Here is a 14,920-nt window from a genome sequence, read left to right on the forward strand (position 1 = left end):
TTATCCCGCCTTGTCTGCAAGTTGACTGATGGGAGGACCGAAGTGGTAGCCGGTCTGCCAGAGCACGATACAGCTATTGACCACTTTTTCATCGTAATGGATCCCGGCATAGCGGGTCAGTTCGGCAAAGGCGTCACTCAGGGGCATGGCCCGGCGGAACGGGCGATGGGAGGTCATGGCGATCAGCGAGTCGGCCACCCGGATAATGCGCGCCTCCAGGGTAATGGCGTTGCCCGCCAGCCCCTGCGGATAGCCGCTGCCATCGAGGTTTTCGTGGTGCTGCAGCACTATGGTGGCGATGGGCCAGGGGAAGTCGATCTGTTTGAGAATATCGTGGCCGGCCTGGGGGTGCTGCTTGATCAGTTCGAACTCCACCGGCCGCAATTCACGGGGGCGAGTGATGATCTCGGTGGGGATCTGCAGCAGGCCGATATTGTGCACCATGGCCGCCAGTCCCAGCGCATCCAGCCGCTCTTGCCGCAGTTGCATGGCCTGCCCGATGGCCAGTGCCAAATCGCGCACCCTCAGCTCATGGCCCGCACTGTTGCGATCCTTGTGGCTGATGGCGCTGGCGAGGGCACTGATGGTCTGGAACAGCAGGTCACGCTGGTGACGCTCGCTCTCCTTGAGGCGGGTGATGTCGACCAGGGTGCCGATGATGCCGGCAACCATCCCCTGATGGTCATAGAAGAGATCCTTGAAACAGATGACCTGATAGCGCATGCCATTGCGATCATGCAACTGCTGTTCGATGCACTGGGGCTGGCGACTGCGCAGCAACTCGGCTTCCCGCATGCTGTAGGCTTCGGCAAGCCCGACTGGCAGCAGCTCCTCGACCCGTCGACCCAGCAGCGCCTCCTTGCCGAGGCCGATCACCTGATTGAAGGCCTGGTTGCAGCCCAGAAATCGCCCTTCGATATCTTTGTAGAACACCGGGATCGGGATGGCCTTGAGCAGGGATTCGTTGAAGTGTTTCAGATCCTTCAGTTCGGCCTGCTGACGCAGGGCGAGCAGCTCGCTGTCTTTGCAGAGGGAAATGGCGCGGGCCAGGTTGCCGAGCACCGGGCTGAACAGATGGCAGACGGGTACGATCTGCTGATGTGGCTGGGGGGCGAGCAGCAAGATGAGATAACCCCCTTCAACCTTGAGCCGATAGGCAAACTGGTAGGGGCGGCTGCCCGGCAGGGGGAGCGTATGTTGCAGCAGGCAGTGTTCCTCCTCGCTGACCCACCCAGGCAGGGGCAGGGTGGTGCCGGTGTGCTGGCGCAGCTGCTCGTCGCCGATCACCTTGAGCAGCTTGTATCCCTCCCGTTGTTGCTGCAATACCGCACCAACCGGCGTGGCGCAGTGATGCATAAAACGTTGCAGTACCTTGGTGAGCAGCGCATCCAGCGTCACTTCACGCCCGATGCAGAGCGCCAGATCGCAGACGATGGCCATGGCGTGGTCGTTGTTCATATCAATGCCCCGTTACAGAGAATGGCGCCGTTATGAAATTGGGGGTAATCCCCGCGGCGCACGCTGCCAATTTCGCCAAGGGAAAGGGCTCCTGCCAGATCGCCGGCCCCCGAGTGGGTCAGCAGGGTGTGCAGCTCGGTCACTGTCTGCTGGTCGAAGTGCAGCTGGCGTCCTGCGCAGTAGTAGACCTCCAGCAAGTGTGCCCGGGTGAGGGTTTGTTGCTGGTTGAGGCGCCTGGCCAGTGAGCAGGCATGTTCGGTGGCACTCTCTGGCGCCTTCAGCAGAGTGAGGATGCTGTGCTCCGCGACCTCGCCGGCGCAGAGCAGGGCGCCGTCATCGTTTGCCTCGACGGGGATCCTGACAATCACATCACCGTTGGCCCGCAGCAGGCCCAGTGGCATGTGCACCACGAAACGGTAGAGCTCCTCGCGCACCATAGTGTGCTGGAATTGCTGGCGGATCAGCCCCTGATATTTTTGAAAGGCCGGTTGCCAATCGATGTAGGCAATCTTGTTCGCTTCACTGCTGGTGGCCAGCATCGGTTGGGCCGAGAGTTGGTATCCATGTTCCAGAAAGGGAAAGCTGTTGCTGGGCAGCAGTGTGCAGTTGACCCCGTAGGCAAGTTGCCGTTGATTGTCGAACAGGCAGGCAAGGGGGGTGAAGCTGCCGCTGCCTGCGTTGGCGCCGGCATAGTTGACGCGATTGGCCAGTTGCAGATAAAGCGCATCCAGAATGGAGGCGATATTGGGAATGAGGTTGTCGAAGGTCAGAAACAGGGTTGGTGGCGGCGAAGGGGTTGGCCAGGTGGCCAGCATGTTCTCCACCTGTTCCGCAATCCGGTGGGCAAGGGATACTGCGCTGGCCTGCGGTGTCAGGGGCAGCAGTGTGGCGTGATAGGGGTTGGCTCTGGGCAGTAGCCAGGCCCCTTGCGGCAACAATCCTTGCGCACCGATCAGCTGGGGGAAAATGGCGCCATCCAGGGCGATGTTGAAGTCGCGGCACAACTGCTGCAACAGGGGAACCTGTGCGCAATCCTGTTCGGCCAGCAGTATGGTCAGCTTGCCTCCTTGCAAGGGTGCCAGCGTGGCGGCCAGTTCTGTCGGGTTAAATTGGCAAACGTAGTGTTGCTTCATCAATCTGAACTCCATTCCAGAATATAACCAATATATCAATAAGGAATTCAAGAGGGTATGAGGATCTCGCCCGGTTCTGGTTGTATGGCAAAAACCATGATGGGAATCACCCTCGCTGACTGATCTGTCATTTGCTGGCCTGTGGAGTGCGCGATGCTGTTGTTACGCAAATAGAAAACCGGCAGCCAAGGCTGCCGGTTTTGCGGGTAATGAGGGGTAGCGACGGTAAAGGTTACTGCAATACCACGTGCTGGAACCCTTGTACCAGGCTGATGACCGGCTGGGGATAGAGCCCCAGCAACACCACCAGCGCTGCAGAGAGCAGCACTACCACTCCACCGGAGGAGAGCGCCCAGTCGGCGCTGGCATCCCGCTGCTGCATGCCTGGTTCGCGCAGATAGAGGGTCACCATCACCTTGAGGTAGTAGTAGAGACCCAGTGCGCTGCCGAGCACGATGGCACCGGAGAGCCACCAGAGCTGCGCCTCGACGGTGACACCGATGAGGTAGAACTTGCCGATAAAGCCGAGGGTCATCGGGATGCCCGCGAGTGACAACATCATCACTGTCAGTACGGCAGTCAGATAGGGGCGCTTCCAGAACAGACCACGATAGCTGTGCAGGGAGTCGGCATCCTTGCCGCGATAGGGGCTCGACATCATGCTCACCACCCCAAAGGCACCCAGGCTGGTGAACAGATACATCAGCAGGTAGACCCCGGCTGCTTCCACCGGCATCTGGCCGAATCGGCTCGCCACGATCACCGCCAGCAGGTAACCGAAGTGGGAGATGGAAGAGTAACCCAGCATCCGTTTGACGTTGGTCTGCACCAGGGCCAGCAGGTTGCCGACCATGATGGAGATGACCGCCATGGCTGCCAGCAGCCAGTGGATCATGGGATCGCTCGCCGCCGGTACCGCCAGATAGAAGCGCAGCAGCACGGCAAAGACCGCCACCTTACTGACGGTGGCGAGGAAGGTGGCGACCGGTGCCGGGGCACCTTCGTAGACATCCGGGGTCCAGAGGTGGAAGGGGGCCAGGGAGAGTTTAAAGGCGAAACCGACCAGCATTAACCCCAAACCGCCCATCAGCAGCGGATGGTGAGCCGGGCTCTCGGCCAGGGTCTGCCCCAGGGCGGCAAAGCTCAGGCTGCCCGCCTGTGCGTAGAGTAGCGCCATGCCAAACAGCAGGAAGGCGGTGGCGGCGGCAGAGAGCACCATGTATTTCACCGCAGCTTCCAGCGAGTGGCGCTCGCGGTAGGCGTAACCCACCAGACCGAACATTGGCAGGGTCAGCATCTCGATCCCGATAAAGAGAGAGGCGAGGTGACGGGAGCAGGCCAGCACCAGACCACCAGCGGTGGCGATCAGCAGCAGCAGGAAGAACTCCTCCCGGTTGTCCGGGTAGGCTTTCAGCCACGATTGACCGAAGGTGCAGGTGGCCAGGGCGCCGATCAGTACGAGACCCATGTAGAAGACGGCGTAACTGTCCACTTGCAGCAGCGGGGTGACCCCCTGATCCCCTTGCGCCATCACGATGGGCAGCGAGAACAGAGCAAGGTTGAGGCCAACAATGGTCACGGTAAAGGCGGTAGTGACACAGCGGCGCCAGGCGATGGCCAGCATCAGGGCCGCCATGGCCCCGGTGGTCAACAGCAGGGGAAGCAGTGCCAGCAGTTGGGAAGCGGAGAAAGTCATTGCAGGGCTCCAGCAGTCGGCAGCAGATACCAGTGCAGCACGTTGATAAGGCTGCTGCTGGCGGTGTCAATCACGGGTTGGGGATAGAGGCCAAGCAGAACCAGCAGGCCCGCGATCACCATCATCATGGTCAGCTCGCGGCGATCCAGCCCCTTGAGCATGCTCTCATCCTTGGCGGGGCCAAAGCAGGCACGCTGCAACATGATGAGAGAGTAGACCGAGGCCAGCACCAGACCGAAGGTGGCGACCGCCGTGATGACAGGGGCAACCTGGAAGCTGCCGACCAGGATCAGGAACTCGCCGACAAAGTTGCCGGTGCCCGGCATGCCGAGCGACGCTACCGAGAAGAAGAGCATCACGCCGGGCAGATAGCGCAGGCGTCCCCACAGGCCGCCCATCTGGCGCAGATCCCGGGTGTGCAACCGCTCGTAGAGCTGACCGCAGAGGATAAAGAGGCCGGCAGCCGAGAGACCGTGGGCGATCATCTGCACCACGGCGCCCTGCAGGGCCAGCTCGCTACCCGAGTAGATGGCGATCATCACAAAGCCCATGTGGGAGATGCTGGTGTAGGCTACCAGCCGTTTGATGTCGGTCTGGGCAAAGGCCAAGATGGCACCGTAGACGATCCCGATCAGGCCAAGCACCATGGCGTAGGGAGCAAATTCGGCTGAGGCCTCGGGGAAGAGCGGCAAGGCAAAGCGCAGCAGACCATAGGCGGCGGTTTTGAGCAAAATACCGGCCAAATCCACCGAGCCTGCGGTCGGCGCCTGACTGTGGGCATCCGGCAGCCAGCCGTGCAGCGGTACCAGCGGCATCTTGACCGCGAAGGCGATAAAGAATCCCAGCATCAGCAGCCACTGAACGCCCTTGCTCATCGGGGTATTGAGCAGCTCCAGATAGTTGAAGGTGAAGACTCCGGTGGCATGCTGGTGGGTCAGCACCAGCCCGATGATGGCCACCAGCATGATAAGGCCGCTCACCTGGGTGTAGATGAAGAACTTGGTCGCGGCGTTGATCCGTGATTTGCCGTCAGTGACCGAGTGGCCCCAGAGCGCAATCAGGAAGTACATGGGGACCAGCATCATCTCCCAGAAGAAGAAGAAGAGGAACAGGTCCAGCGCCATAAAGACCCCGAGCACGCCGCCCAGGATCCAGAGCAGGTTGAGGTGGAAGAAGCCGATGCGCTGCACGATCTCTTTCCACGAACAGAGAATGGCCAGCACCCCGATAAAGCAGGTGAGGATCACCATCAAGAGCGACAGGCCATCCACCGCCAGATGCAAAGAGATGCCGAAGCGGGGGATCCACGGCAGGCGCCACTCGGCGGCCCAGGCGGAGGCAGCACCGGAGACGCCCGCGCTGTCTAGGCCCGTGGTGGCAAGGGAGAAATCACCACTTAGCCAGATGGCACAGGAGAGCAGCAGGCTGGCGCTCATGGAGAGCAGGGCTACCCAGCGGACAAACTGCCCGCCGAGACGCTCCATCTGCCAGCAGAGCAAGCCGCCGATAAAAGGAATTAGCAAGATCCAGAGTAAGGTCACGGTATCAGCTCTCGTTCAAGTTCATATGAGATTGCGCTCCCTGTTCCATCAGGGAGAGCAAACAGCCTAGCTGTATGATTGTCCGGTTGTTCATCGCGTTACCCCAGCAGCAACAGCGCCAGCACCAGCACGGCGCCGATCCCCATGGAGGCGGCATACCAGCGCAACTTGCCGGTCACGGTCCAGGCCAGCAGCTGGTTGCCACGCAGGGCAAACCAGGCGGGCAGGCCCATCATCCAGTCCAGCGGATCCTGCCCGACCAGACGGGTCGCCAGCAGATAGGGTTTGACCCACAGCTGGTCATAGAGCCAGTCAAAGCCCCAGGCGTTGAACCAGAGGGTGCTGAGCAGGCGGCCCGGCGCGCTGTTGGCAATGGAGGTGGCCAGACGGCGCTCACCAAGGAACAGAAACGCAGCCAGCACAATGCCAGCGATGGCGATGATGCCAGAGGCTACCTCCAGTGCATGGCGACCCTCTTCGATATGGTCACCAGGGCCTGCGGGTAGTACACCTGCCAGTGGCGGGGTGATCAGCGCGCCTATGCCGGTGGAGAGCACCAGCAATACCAGCAGCGGCAGATGGTGAGCCAGACCGTGGCCCGCATGGGCTTTGGTCTTCTCTTTGCCATGGAAGGCGATAAAGATCAGCCGGAAGGTGTAGAGCGAGGTGAGGAATGCCCCTACCAGACCTGCCCACAGCATTGCGGTTTGGCCAGAGGCTGCTACTTGCCACAGGATGGCGTCCTTACTGTAGAAACCGGAAGTGACCAGCGGCAGCGCGGCCAGCGCCGAACCACCCACCAGGAAGCAGGCATAGACCAGCGGCAGACTCTTGCGCAGGCCACCCATCTTGAAGATGTTCTGCTCATGGTGGCAGGCAACGATAACGGCACCGGCGGAGAGGAACAGCAGCGCCTTGAAGAAGGCGTGGGTCATCAGGTGGAAGATGGCCCCTTCCCATGCGCCGACACCCAGTGCCAGAAACATGTAGCCAATCTGGCTCATGGTGGAGTAGGCGAGGATCCGCTTGATATCGGTCTGAACCAGCGCGGCAAAGCCTGCCAGCACTAGCGTGATGGCGCCAACCAGCCCGACCAGATGGAGGAGCTCTGGCGCCAGCAGGAACAGGCCGTGGGTACGGGCAATCAGGTAGACACCGGCGGTCACCATGGTGGCGGCGTGGATCAGCGCTGAGACCGGGGTCGGGCCTGCCATCGCATCCGCCAGCCAGGTTTGCAGCGGCAGCTGGGCCGATTTGCCGACCGCGCCGCCCAAAAGCATCAGGCAGGCCAGCGACAGGGCAGGGGAGCCCTCGGCAAACAGGGTCGGGGCACGAACCAGCAGCTCGTGGATATTGAGGGTGCCCAGCTCCCGATAGAGGATAAACAGGCCGATGGCGAGGAAGACATCACCCACCCGGGTCACGACAAATGCCTTGAGGGCCGCCGCTCCGTTCTTGCGATCCTTGTAGTAGAAGCCGATCAGCAGATAGCTGCACAGCCCTACCCCTTCCCAGCCGAGGTAGACAAACAGCAGGTCATCGGCCAGCACCAGAAACAGCATGCTGGCGATAAAGAGGTTGGTGTAGGTGAAGAAGCGGGAGTAACCCTCTTCCCCGCGCATATACCAGGAGGCGAACAGGTGGATAAAGAAACCGACCCCGGTCACCACCCCCAGCATGGTCAGCGACAGGCCATCCAGTGCCAGCGAGAAGCTCGGGGTAAAGTTGCCCACCGCCATCCATTGCCACAGGCGCTGGATATAGACGCCTCCCTCAGGCGGGTTGCCCAGAAAGTCGATGCCGACCCACAGGGTAGTGAGGGCCGACAGGCCAATGGAGCCAACCCCGATCAGCGCCGAGGTACGCTCACCAAACCGGCCGAGGGAGAAGGCCAACACCAGCCATCCCAGCAGCGGAAATAGAAAAGTCAGATATAAGAGGCTCATCCGCGCATCTCGCTCACAGTGTCCACGTTCAGGGTGTGGTAACGACGATAGAGCAGCAGTAACAGGGCAAGGCCGATACTGGCCTCCGCTGCCGCCAGAGAAATCACCAGGATATACATGATCTGGCCATCGGCCTGGGCCCAGCGGCTACCCGCCACCACAAACGCCAGTGCCGAGGCATTCATCATGATCTCGATACTCATCAGGATGTAGAGCAGGTTGCGGCGGATCAGCAGACCGCACAAGCCGATGCAGAAGAGCACCGCGGCCAGCAGGAGGCCGTGCTCCATAGGGATTCCATTCATTGCTGACCTCCTTCTTGTGCAGAGCGGGAAGCAGAGCGCGGGACGGAGAGCACTTCACCGCTCTTCTCTTCCCGACCCAGGTGATAGGCGGTTACCAGACCCGCCAGCAGCAGGATGGAGGCGAGCTCTACCGCCAGCACATAGGGGCCAAAGAGCTCGACACCCACCTGCTTGGCGGTCACCTCGGTCACTCCGATCAGGCCCCCGGTCACCCCGAGAATGCCGTGGGCCAGAAAGCCCAGCAGGATCAGCGAGAGCAGGGCAGGGCCCCCCCAGGTCATGGGGGTGAGCCACTTTTTCTCCTGTGCCTGGGCACTCCCCAAGTTCAGCATCATCACCACGAACACGAACAGCACCATGATGGCGCCGGCGTAGACGATCACCTGCAGGGCTCCCGCAAAGGCGGCACCCAGGCAGAAGAAGATCATGGCCACGGCGATGAGGGAGATGATGAGATTGAGCAGCGCATGCATGGGATTGCTGGTGCTGATCACCCGCAGCGTGCTGTAAATGGCCACCAGGGCCGAGGCATAAAATGCCAGTTCCATGATTGACTCCTCAGGGCAGCAGGCTCTTGACATCGATGGGCTTGGCTTCGTTTTCGGCATCCCCTTTCGGCTTGCCGTCGATGGCCATCCCGCTCATGCGATAGAAGTTGTAGTCCGGGTATTTGCCGGGCCCGCTGATCAGCAGATCCTCCTTCTCGTACACCAGATCCTGGCGGCGATACTCACCCATCTCGAAATCCGGTGTCAGCTGGATGGCGGTGGTGGGGCAAGCCTCTTCACACAGGCCGCAGAAGATGCAGCGAGAGAAGTTGATGCGAAAGAACTCCGGATACCAGCGACCATCTTCCCGCTCGGATTTTTGCAGCGAGATGCAGCCGACCGGGCAGGCAACTGCGCAGAGGTTGCAGGCCACGCAGCGCTCGTCCCCGTCGGGGTCGCGGGTCAGCACGATGCGACCGCGGTAGCGGGGGGCCGCATAGACTGCCTGCTCCGGATAGTTGAGGGTTTCACGGGGCCGCCAGGCATGGGAGAAGACCATGGCCAGACTGCGTAACTGGGTGCCGACACCCTGAATAATGCTAACAATTTTCATATTGAGTGCCTCACTGCGTACTTATCAGTACAACTGCCGCGGTGACCAGCATATTGATCAGGGTCAGCGGCAAGCAGACTTTCCAGCCAAACGACATCACTTGGTCAAAGCGCGGGCGAGGCAGGGAGGCCCGCAGCAGGATGAAGAACACCATGAAACAGGCGGTCTTCAGGGCAAACCAGATGAAGGGGGGCAGCCAGGGGCCGTGCCAGCCACCGAAGAAGAGGGTCACGATGAGCGAGGAGATCAGCACGATGCCGATATATTCGCCCACGAAGAAGAGACCCCACTTCATCCCCGCATACTCGATGTGATAGCCATCGGCGAGCTCCTGCTCGGCTTCTGGCTGATCGAACGGGTGACGGTGGGTGACGGCGACACCGGCAAACAGGAAGGTGACAAAGCCCAGGATCTGGGGCACCACGTTCCACAAGTCTGCCTGTGCCTCGACGATATCCCGCAGGTTGAAACTGCCGGTCTGGATCACAATCCCCATCAGGGATAGCCCGAGAAACACCTCGTAGGAGAGGGTCTGGGCCGAGGCGCGCAAGCTGCCGAGCAATGAGTATTTGTTGTTGCTCGACCAGCCGGCGAACAGCACCGCATAGACCGCCAGCCCCGCGATGGCCAGGATGTAGAGCAGCCCCACATTGAGGTCCGCCACGCCCCAGGTGGGGGTGATGGGCACCACCGCAAACGCCAGAATAAAGGCGGTGAAGGCGATGATGGGGGCCAGGATAAAGATCCGCCGATCGGCGAACGGCGGGATCCAGTCCTCCTTGAAGAACATCTTGATCATGTCGGCGGCCAGCTGGAGCAGACCAAACGGCCCCACCCGGTTGGGGCCGTAGCGATCCTGCCACAGGGCCAGCAGACGGCGCTCGATGAAGCTCATGAAGGCGCCAGCCCCCACGATCCCCACCAGCACGACCAGTGCCTTGCCCACCTCCAGCAACAGATCGATCAGCGACTCGCTCATGCGATCACCTCCTGCAGGTTAGTGATTGAGGCTTGTTGCAGGGCTGTCGGCAGGCCGTTCACCCCAAGGGGGAGCCCCACCAGACCGGCGCTCAGCTGTTCGCTCAGGCGCAGGCGCAGTTGCCAGTGGCTACCGCCCCAGGAGAAGGAGACCTGACTGCCCCCGTGGAGGGCCAGACGCTGCGCATCAAGGGGATTGAGCACCAGCTCGGGTTCGGTCATCCGGGCCTGAATGACCGGGCTGCGAGCGGAGAGCTCCTCGCCGCCAAACAGCTGGGCATAATTGACCACTTGCAGCGCCTCTGCGGCCTTGAAGGGGGCGGGGATGGTGGTGAACCAGCCGAGCAGCTCCTTGCCTTCTGCCTGCGGGTCTGTTGCTTCCAGCAGACGGCGACCCGGATCGCCAGCACGCAGTTTGCCGCCCACTTCATCCTGGAACTTGTTCCAGGCGGAGGGAGAGTTCCAGCCCGGCGCCCAGGCGAACGGTACTTGCGGCAGCGGCTGACGGGCTCCGGCATACCCTTCCATGGAGAAGTTGAAGGGGGAGTCGGGATCTTGCGCTACCCGTGGCTCGCTGACGTTCTGATCCGCCAGCATGGAGGTGCGACCGCTGTAACGATGCGGCTCACGGGCCAGTCGCATGCCACGGATCCGCAAGCCTGCGTTGGGCGCCGCTTCCAGCATGGTAGCCAGCAGCGGATTGCTGGTGGCACAGTCATGGTTGACCTGGTCGAAGTTCTGCCAGCGCAGCGGCTTGCGTTCGATCGCCCCTTGCAGCGCCGCTAGCCAGCGCCACCCTTCACGCACCTGAATATCGGCGTTGTAAAAGGTGGGTGCATAGACCTGGAAGAAGCGCTGGGCGCGCCCTTCCATGTTCACCAGGGTGCCATCGGCTTCGGCAAAACTGGCCGCTGGCAGCACCAGATCAGCCTTGTTGGCGGTCGGGGTCGCCTGATGGTCGATGACCAGCAGGTGCTGCAGCCGTGCCAGTGCAGCATCCACCCGGTTGCGCGGCGCGCGGCGGTAGAGATCGTTCTCCAGGGTGACCAGCGCCAACCCCTCTTCGGCCTCGATACGCGCAAGGGCGGCTTCGAGTGGCTTGTCTGTCAAGGTTTGAGCGCCCAGCATGGCCAGACCCAGCGAGTTGGCCTCCTGGCCAACCAGCGCGATGTTGGCATCCAGACCTCGGCCTTTCAGGGCGCGGGCAATGTTGCTGGCCGCCTCAAGCAGCGCCACCTCGCGGGCAGTGGAGCCTGCAATGATGAGCGGCTTCCTGGCGTTGCCGAGCAGTTCGGCCCAGCGAGCCGCTTGTAGCTGCTGTTCGGGGCAGAGGTCGCTCACGGCCGGTGCGGCCGGGTCGAGCAGGTTGGCGATGGCAAAGCCAATGCGCGCCTGATCGGCATAGGGGGCGTGCAGCTTGTCGGCCGCCACATCGTCCAGACGGGTGGTGTCGAGACTGGTGATGAGCAGCGGATAGCGCTCGTTCTGACCCAGAGTCTGCACCGCGGCAACCTGCCACAGGTCGACCTTCATCTTGCGGGCCAGCTCGCGGGCCTTGCCCTTGACGGCTTGGCGCAGCGCCAACGCGATACGGGCTGCGCTCATGGTGACATCCTCGCCGAGCAGCAGAATGGCGTCGGCCTCTTCCATGTCCCGCAGGCTCGGAGTCGGCACGCCGCCCTGTTGCAGGATCTGCAGCATCTTCAGCTGACAGGCCCACTCGGCCTGCTCGACGCCAGCGTAGAAGTTGGCTGCACCCACTAGCTCGCGCAGGGCAAAGTTGCTCTCCAGCGAGGCGCGCGGCGATCCGATGCCGATGAGGTCGCGGGCCGTGCGCAGGGCATCGGCGGCGCGGTTGAGGGCGCCATCGACTGTGATGGCCAGCTGGTCGTTGCCATCTTTGAGCAGCGGTTGGCGCGGGCGGTCGGCCAGATTGACGTAGCCATAGCCAAAGCGGCCACGGTCACAGAGGAAGTAGTGGTTGACGCTGCCGTGGAAGCGGTTTTCAATGCGGCGCAGCTCGCCATAACGCTCACCCGGGCTGATGTTGCAACCCACGGAGCATTGCTGGCAGATGCTGGGAGCAAATTGCATGTCCCACTTGCGGTTGTAGCGCTCGGAGTGGGTCTTGTCGGTGAAGACGCCGGTGGGGCAGACCTCCACCAGGTTGCCGGAAAATTCACTCTCCAGGGTGCCATCCTCGACCCGCCCGAAATAGACGTTGTCGTGGGCACCATATACCCCGAGATCCTCGCCACCGGCATAATCCTTGTAGTAACGGACGCAGCGGTAGCAGGCGATGCAGCGGTTCATCTCGTGACCGATGAAGGGGCCCAGCTCCTGATTCTGGTGGGTGCGTTTGGTGAAGCGGTAGCGACGGCTGTTGTGGCCGGTCATCACCGTCATGTCCTGCAGGTGGCAGGCGCCGCCCTCTTCACACACCGGGCAGTCGTGGGGGTGGTTGGTCATCAGCCATTCCACCACGCTCTTGCGAAATTCTTTAGCCTCTTCATCCTCGATGGCGATGTAGCTGCCATCGGTGGCCGGGGTCATGCAGGACATGACCAGACGGCCGCGTTTGTCATCGGCATTCTGATACTGTTTGACCGCACACTGGCGGCAGGCGCCAACGCTACCCAGCGCCGGATGCCAGCAGAAATAGGGGACGTCCAGACCCAGCGACAGACAGGCTTGCAGCAGGTTATCTGCTCCGTCTACCTCGTACTCTTTGCCGTCTACATAAATGGTTGCCATACAACTTCCCTGAAACCTGTTTTGTGAAATCTGTGGTGTCGTTACCAGCGCTCGCCCAGCAGATTGGGCTGGATCCCTTTGACCGGCTTGCGGTTATCACCGCTGCCTTTGATCCCGGCCTCGAATTCGGAGCGGAAATATTTGATGGCGCTGGCCAGCGGCTCGACGGCGCCCGGCGCGTGGGCGCAGAAGGTCTTGCCCGGGCCAAGGAAACCGCAGAGTTGCTCCAGAGTCGCCAGATCGCCGGATTGCCCTTCGCCACGCTCCAGTGCCCGCAGCAGCTTGACGCTCCAGGGCAGGCCGTCGCGGCAGGGCGTGCACCAGCCGCACGATTCGCGGGCGAAGAACTCCTCCATGTTGCGCAGCAGGGAGACCATGCTGATGGAGTCATCCACCGCCATGGCGAGGCCAGTCCCCATCCGGGTACCTACCTTGCCGATACCGGCGGTATACATCTGGGCATCGAGGTGCTCCGGCAGCAGGAAGCCGGTGCCCGCGCCGCCCGGTTGCCAGGCTTTCAGGCGATAGCCGCTCTTCATGCCGCCGGCGTAATTTTCAAACAGCTCGCGGGCGGTGATGCCAAAGGGCAGCTCCCAGACCCCGGGGTTGTTCACCTTGCCGGAGAAGCCCATCAGCTTGGTGCCGTGATCTTCCGAGCCCGGCAGCGCCAGAGCGTGATACCAAGCCACCCCGTTGCCGATAATGGCGGGCACGTTGCAGAGGGTTTCGACGTTGTTGACACAGGTGGGTTTGCCCCAGACGCCGGAAACGGCGGGGAAGGGGGGTTTGGCACGCGGGTTGGCGCGGCGCCCTTCCAGCGAATTGATCAACGCCGTCTCTTCACCACAGATGTAGCGGCCGGCGCCGGTGTGGACGAACAGCTCGAAGTCAAAACCGGATCCCAGAATGTTCTTGCCCAGCAGACCGGCGGCCTTGGCCTCTTCCACCGCACGGCGCAGGTGGATGGCAGCATCCACATATTCGCCGCGCAGGAAGATGTAGCCGCGATAGGCTTTGAGCGCCCGGGCGCTGATGATAATCCCCTCGATCAGCAGATGGGGCAGTTGCTCCATCAGCAGGCGATCTTTCCAGGTGTTGGGCTCCATCTCGTCGGCGTTGCAGAGCAGGTAACGGATGTTCATGCTCTCGTCTTTGGGCATCAGCCCCCACTTCACACCAGTGGGGAAGCCCGCGCCGCCACGCCCCTTGAGACCGGCATCCTTGACGGTACTGACGATCTCGTCCGGGCTCATCTGGCCGAGCGCCTTGCGGGCGGCGTCATACCCCTGTTTGGCCTGATACTCCTCCAGCCACACCGGCTGGCCGTCATCCCGCAGCCGCCAGGTGAGCGGGTGGGTCTCGGGGGCTCGCGGGGTGCGATTGGCGGTGCCAAGAGAGGCGAGGATCTTGTTTTGCGGCAGGCTCATGGGTAAGCCTCCAGGGTTTTCAGCAAGGTCACCGGATCGAGGCCGCCATAGGTGTCGTCATCGATCATGATCGCTGGCCCCTTGTCGCAGTTGCCAAGGCAGCAGACCGGCAGCAGGGTGAAGCGGCCATCCGGGGTAGTTTGACCGGGGCCGAGGTTCATCACCTCCTTGAGACCGGCCAGCAGATCTTCATGGCCATTGATGTAGCAGACCATGCTGTCGCAGACGCGGATGATATGACGCCCCACCGGCTGGCGGAAGATCTGGCTGTAGAAGGTGGCGACCCCCTCCACGTCGCTGGCGGGAATGCCGAGCTCGGCCGCGATGGCATGAATGGCGCCGTCGGGAACCCAGCCTCTGGCCTGCTGCACGATCTTGAGCGCTTCGATGCTGGCGGCGCGGGGATCTTCGTAGTGGTGTTTCTCGTGTTCGATGGCATCGCGTTCAGCCTGGCTCAGAACGAAGTCGTCCTGTTTGCTGCTGCATGCCCCTTGCCCCTGTGGGGTCTGATTATTGTGACACTGACATTGCTGGCTCATGACTTGACCTTTGGTGGCTTGTCCTTTTACTGCTCGTCCGGC

General features: G+C 61.8%; 12 protein-coding genes. All 12 read right to left on the reverse strand.

Annotation, left to right across the window (positions count from 1 at the left end):
* Window positions 1-1,458, reverse strand: coding sequence for an HD domain-containing phosphohydrolase (locus tag ACB042_RS12245; RefSeq protein WP_371178487.1), 1,458 nt, complete (start codon window positions 1,456-1,458; stop codon window positions 1-3).
* Window positions 1,455-2,591: an FIST signal transduction protein gene (locus ACB042_RS12250; RefSeq protein WP_371178488.1), complete on the reverse strand. Its 1,137-nt coding sequence runs from the start codon at window positions 2,589-2,591 to the stop codon at window positions 1,455-1,457. The genes ACB042_RS12245 and ACB042_RS12250 overlap by 4 nt, the downstream gene beginning before the upstream one ends.
* Window positions 2,592-2,823: 232 nt before the next feature.
* Window positions 2,824-4,287 (reverse strand): NADH-quinone oxidoreductase subunit NuoN, encoded by a 1,464-nt coding sequence (gene nuoN / locus ACB042_RS12255; protein WP_069527999.1) that lies wholly within the window; start codon window positions 4,285-4,287, stop codon window positions 2,824-2,826.
* Window positions 4,284-5,828, reverse strand: a complete 1,545-nt coding sequence (nuoM, locus tag ACB042_RS12260; RefSeq protein ID WP_371178489.1) for an NADH-quinone oxidoreductase subunit M — start codon at window positions 5,826-5,828, stop codon at window positions 4,284-4,286. Before nuoM ends, nuoN begins: the two co-directional genes overlap by 4 nt.
* Window positions 5,829-5,926: 98 nt before the next feature.
* Window positions 5,927-7,774: an NADH-quinone oxidoreductase subunit L gene (gene nuoL, locus ACB042_RS12265; protein ID WP_371178490.1), complete on the reverse strand. Its 1,848-nt coding sequence runs from the start codon at window positions 7,772-7,774 to the stop codon at window positions 5,927-5,929.
* Window positions 7,771-8,079: an NADH-quinone oxidoreductase subunit NuoK gene (gene nuoK, locus ACB042_RS12270; RefSeq protein ID WP_005337247.1), complete on the reverse strand. Its 309-nt coding sequence runs from the start codon at window positions 8,077-8,079 to the stop codon at window positions 7,771-7,773. The genes nuoL and nuoK overlap by 4 nt, the downstream gene beginning before the upstream one ends.
* On the reverse strand, window positions 8,076-8,627 hold the full coding sequence (gene nuoJ, locus ACB042_RS12275) for an NADH-quinone oxidoreductase subunit J (protein WP_005337246.1): 552 nt from the start codon (window positions 8,625-8,627) through the stop codon (window positions 8,076-8,078). The genes nuoK and nuoJ overlap by 4 nt, the downstream gene beginning before the upstream one ends.
* A gap of 10 nt (window positions 8,628-8,637) precedes the next feature.
* The gene (nuoI, locus tag ACB042_RS12280; protein ID WP_005337245.1) at window positions 8,638-9,180 is read right to left on the reverse strand and encodes an NADH-quinone oxidoreductase subunit NuoI; all 543 of its coding nucleotides are present in this window, start codon (window positions 9,178-9,180) and stop codon (window positions 8,638-8,640) included.
* A gap of 10 nt (window positions 9,181-9,190) precedes the next feature.
* Complete coding sequence (gene nuoH / locus ACB042_RS12285; RefSeq protein ID WP_193859416.1) at window positions 9,191-10,159, reverse strand: NADH-quinone oxidoreductase subunit NuoH; 969 nt, start codon at window positions 10,157-10,159, stop codon at window positions 9,191-9,193.
* Window positions 10,156-12,912, reverse strand: coding sequence for an NADH-quinone oxidoreductase subunit NuoG (nuoG, locus tag ACB042_RS12290; RefSeq protein WP_371178491.1), 2,757 nt, complete (start codon window positions 12,910-12,912; stop codon window positions 10,156-10,158). Before nuoG ends, nuoH begins: the two co-directional genes overlap by 4 nt.
* Before the next feature lie 41 nt (window positions 12,913-12,953).
* Entirely contained in the window at window positions 12,954-14,339 is a 1,386-nt protein-coding gene (gene nuoF / locus ACB042_RS12295) for an NADH-quinone oxidoreductase subunit NuoF (protein WP_371178492.1), read from the reverse strand.
* A complete protein-coding gene (gene nuoE / locus ACB042_RS12300; protein WP_005337236.1) occupies window positions 14,336-14,878 on the reverse strand; it encodes an NADH-quinone oxidoreductase subunit NuoE in 543 nt (180 codons plus the stop codon). The genes nuoF and nuoE overlap by 4 nt, the downstream gene beginning before the upstream one ends.
* Window positions 14,879-14,920: the final 42 nt, after the last annotated feature.

Origin of the sequence: Aeromonas sp. S13(2024) (assembly GCF_041402405.1) — a bacterium.
GTDB lineage: Bacteria > Pseudomonadota > Gammaproteobacteria > Enterobacterales > Aeromonadaceae > Aeromonas > Aeromonas veronii.

Coding starts and splice junctions, on each gene's coding strand:
- ACB042_RS12245 (WP_371178487.1), bottom strand. CDS start 1,458: ATGAACAACGACCACGCCATGGCCATCGTCTGCGATCTGGCGCTCTGC.
- ACB042_RS12250 (WP_371178488.1), bottom strand. CDS start 2,591: ATGAAGCAACACTACGTTTGCCAATTTAACCCGACAGAACTGGCCGCC.
- nuoN (WP_069527999.1), bottom strand. CDS start 4,287: ATGACTTTCTCCGCTTCCCAACTGCTGGCACTGCTTCCCCTGCTGTTG.
- nuoL (WP_371178490.1), bottom strand. CDS start 7,774: ATGAGCCTCTTATATCTGACTTTTCTATTTCCGCTGCTGGGATGGCTG.
- nuoK (WP_005337247.1), bottom strand. CDS start 8,079: ATGAATGGAATCCCTATGGAGCACGGCCTCCTGCTGGCCGCGGTGCTC.
- nuoJ (WP_005337246.1), bottom strand. CDS start 8,627: ATGGAACTGGCATTTTATGCCTCGGCCCTGGTGGCCATTTACAGCACG.
- nuoI (WP_005337245.1), bottom strand. CDS start 9,180: ATGAAAATTGTTAGCATTATTCAGGGTGTCGGCACCCAGTTACGCAGT.
- nuoH (WP_193859416.1), bottom strand. CDS start 10,159: ATGAGCGAGTCGCTGATCGATCTGTTGCTGGAGGTGGGCAAGGCACTG.
- nuoG (WP_371178491.1), bottom strand. CDS start 12,912: ATGGCAACCATTTATGTAGACGGCAAAGAGTACGAGGTAGACGGAGCA.
- nuoF (WP_371178492.1), bottom strand. CDS start 14,339: ATGAGCCTGCCGCAAAACAAGATCCTCGCCTCTCTTGGCACCGCCAAT.
- nuoE (WP_005337236.1), bottom strand. CDS start 14,878: ATGAGCCAGCAATGTCAGTGTCACAATAATCAGACCCCACAGGGGCAA.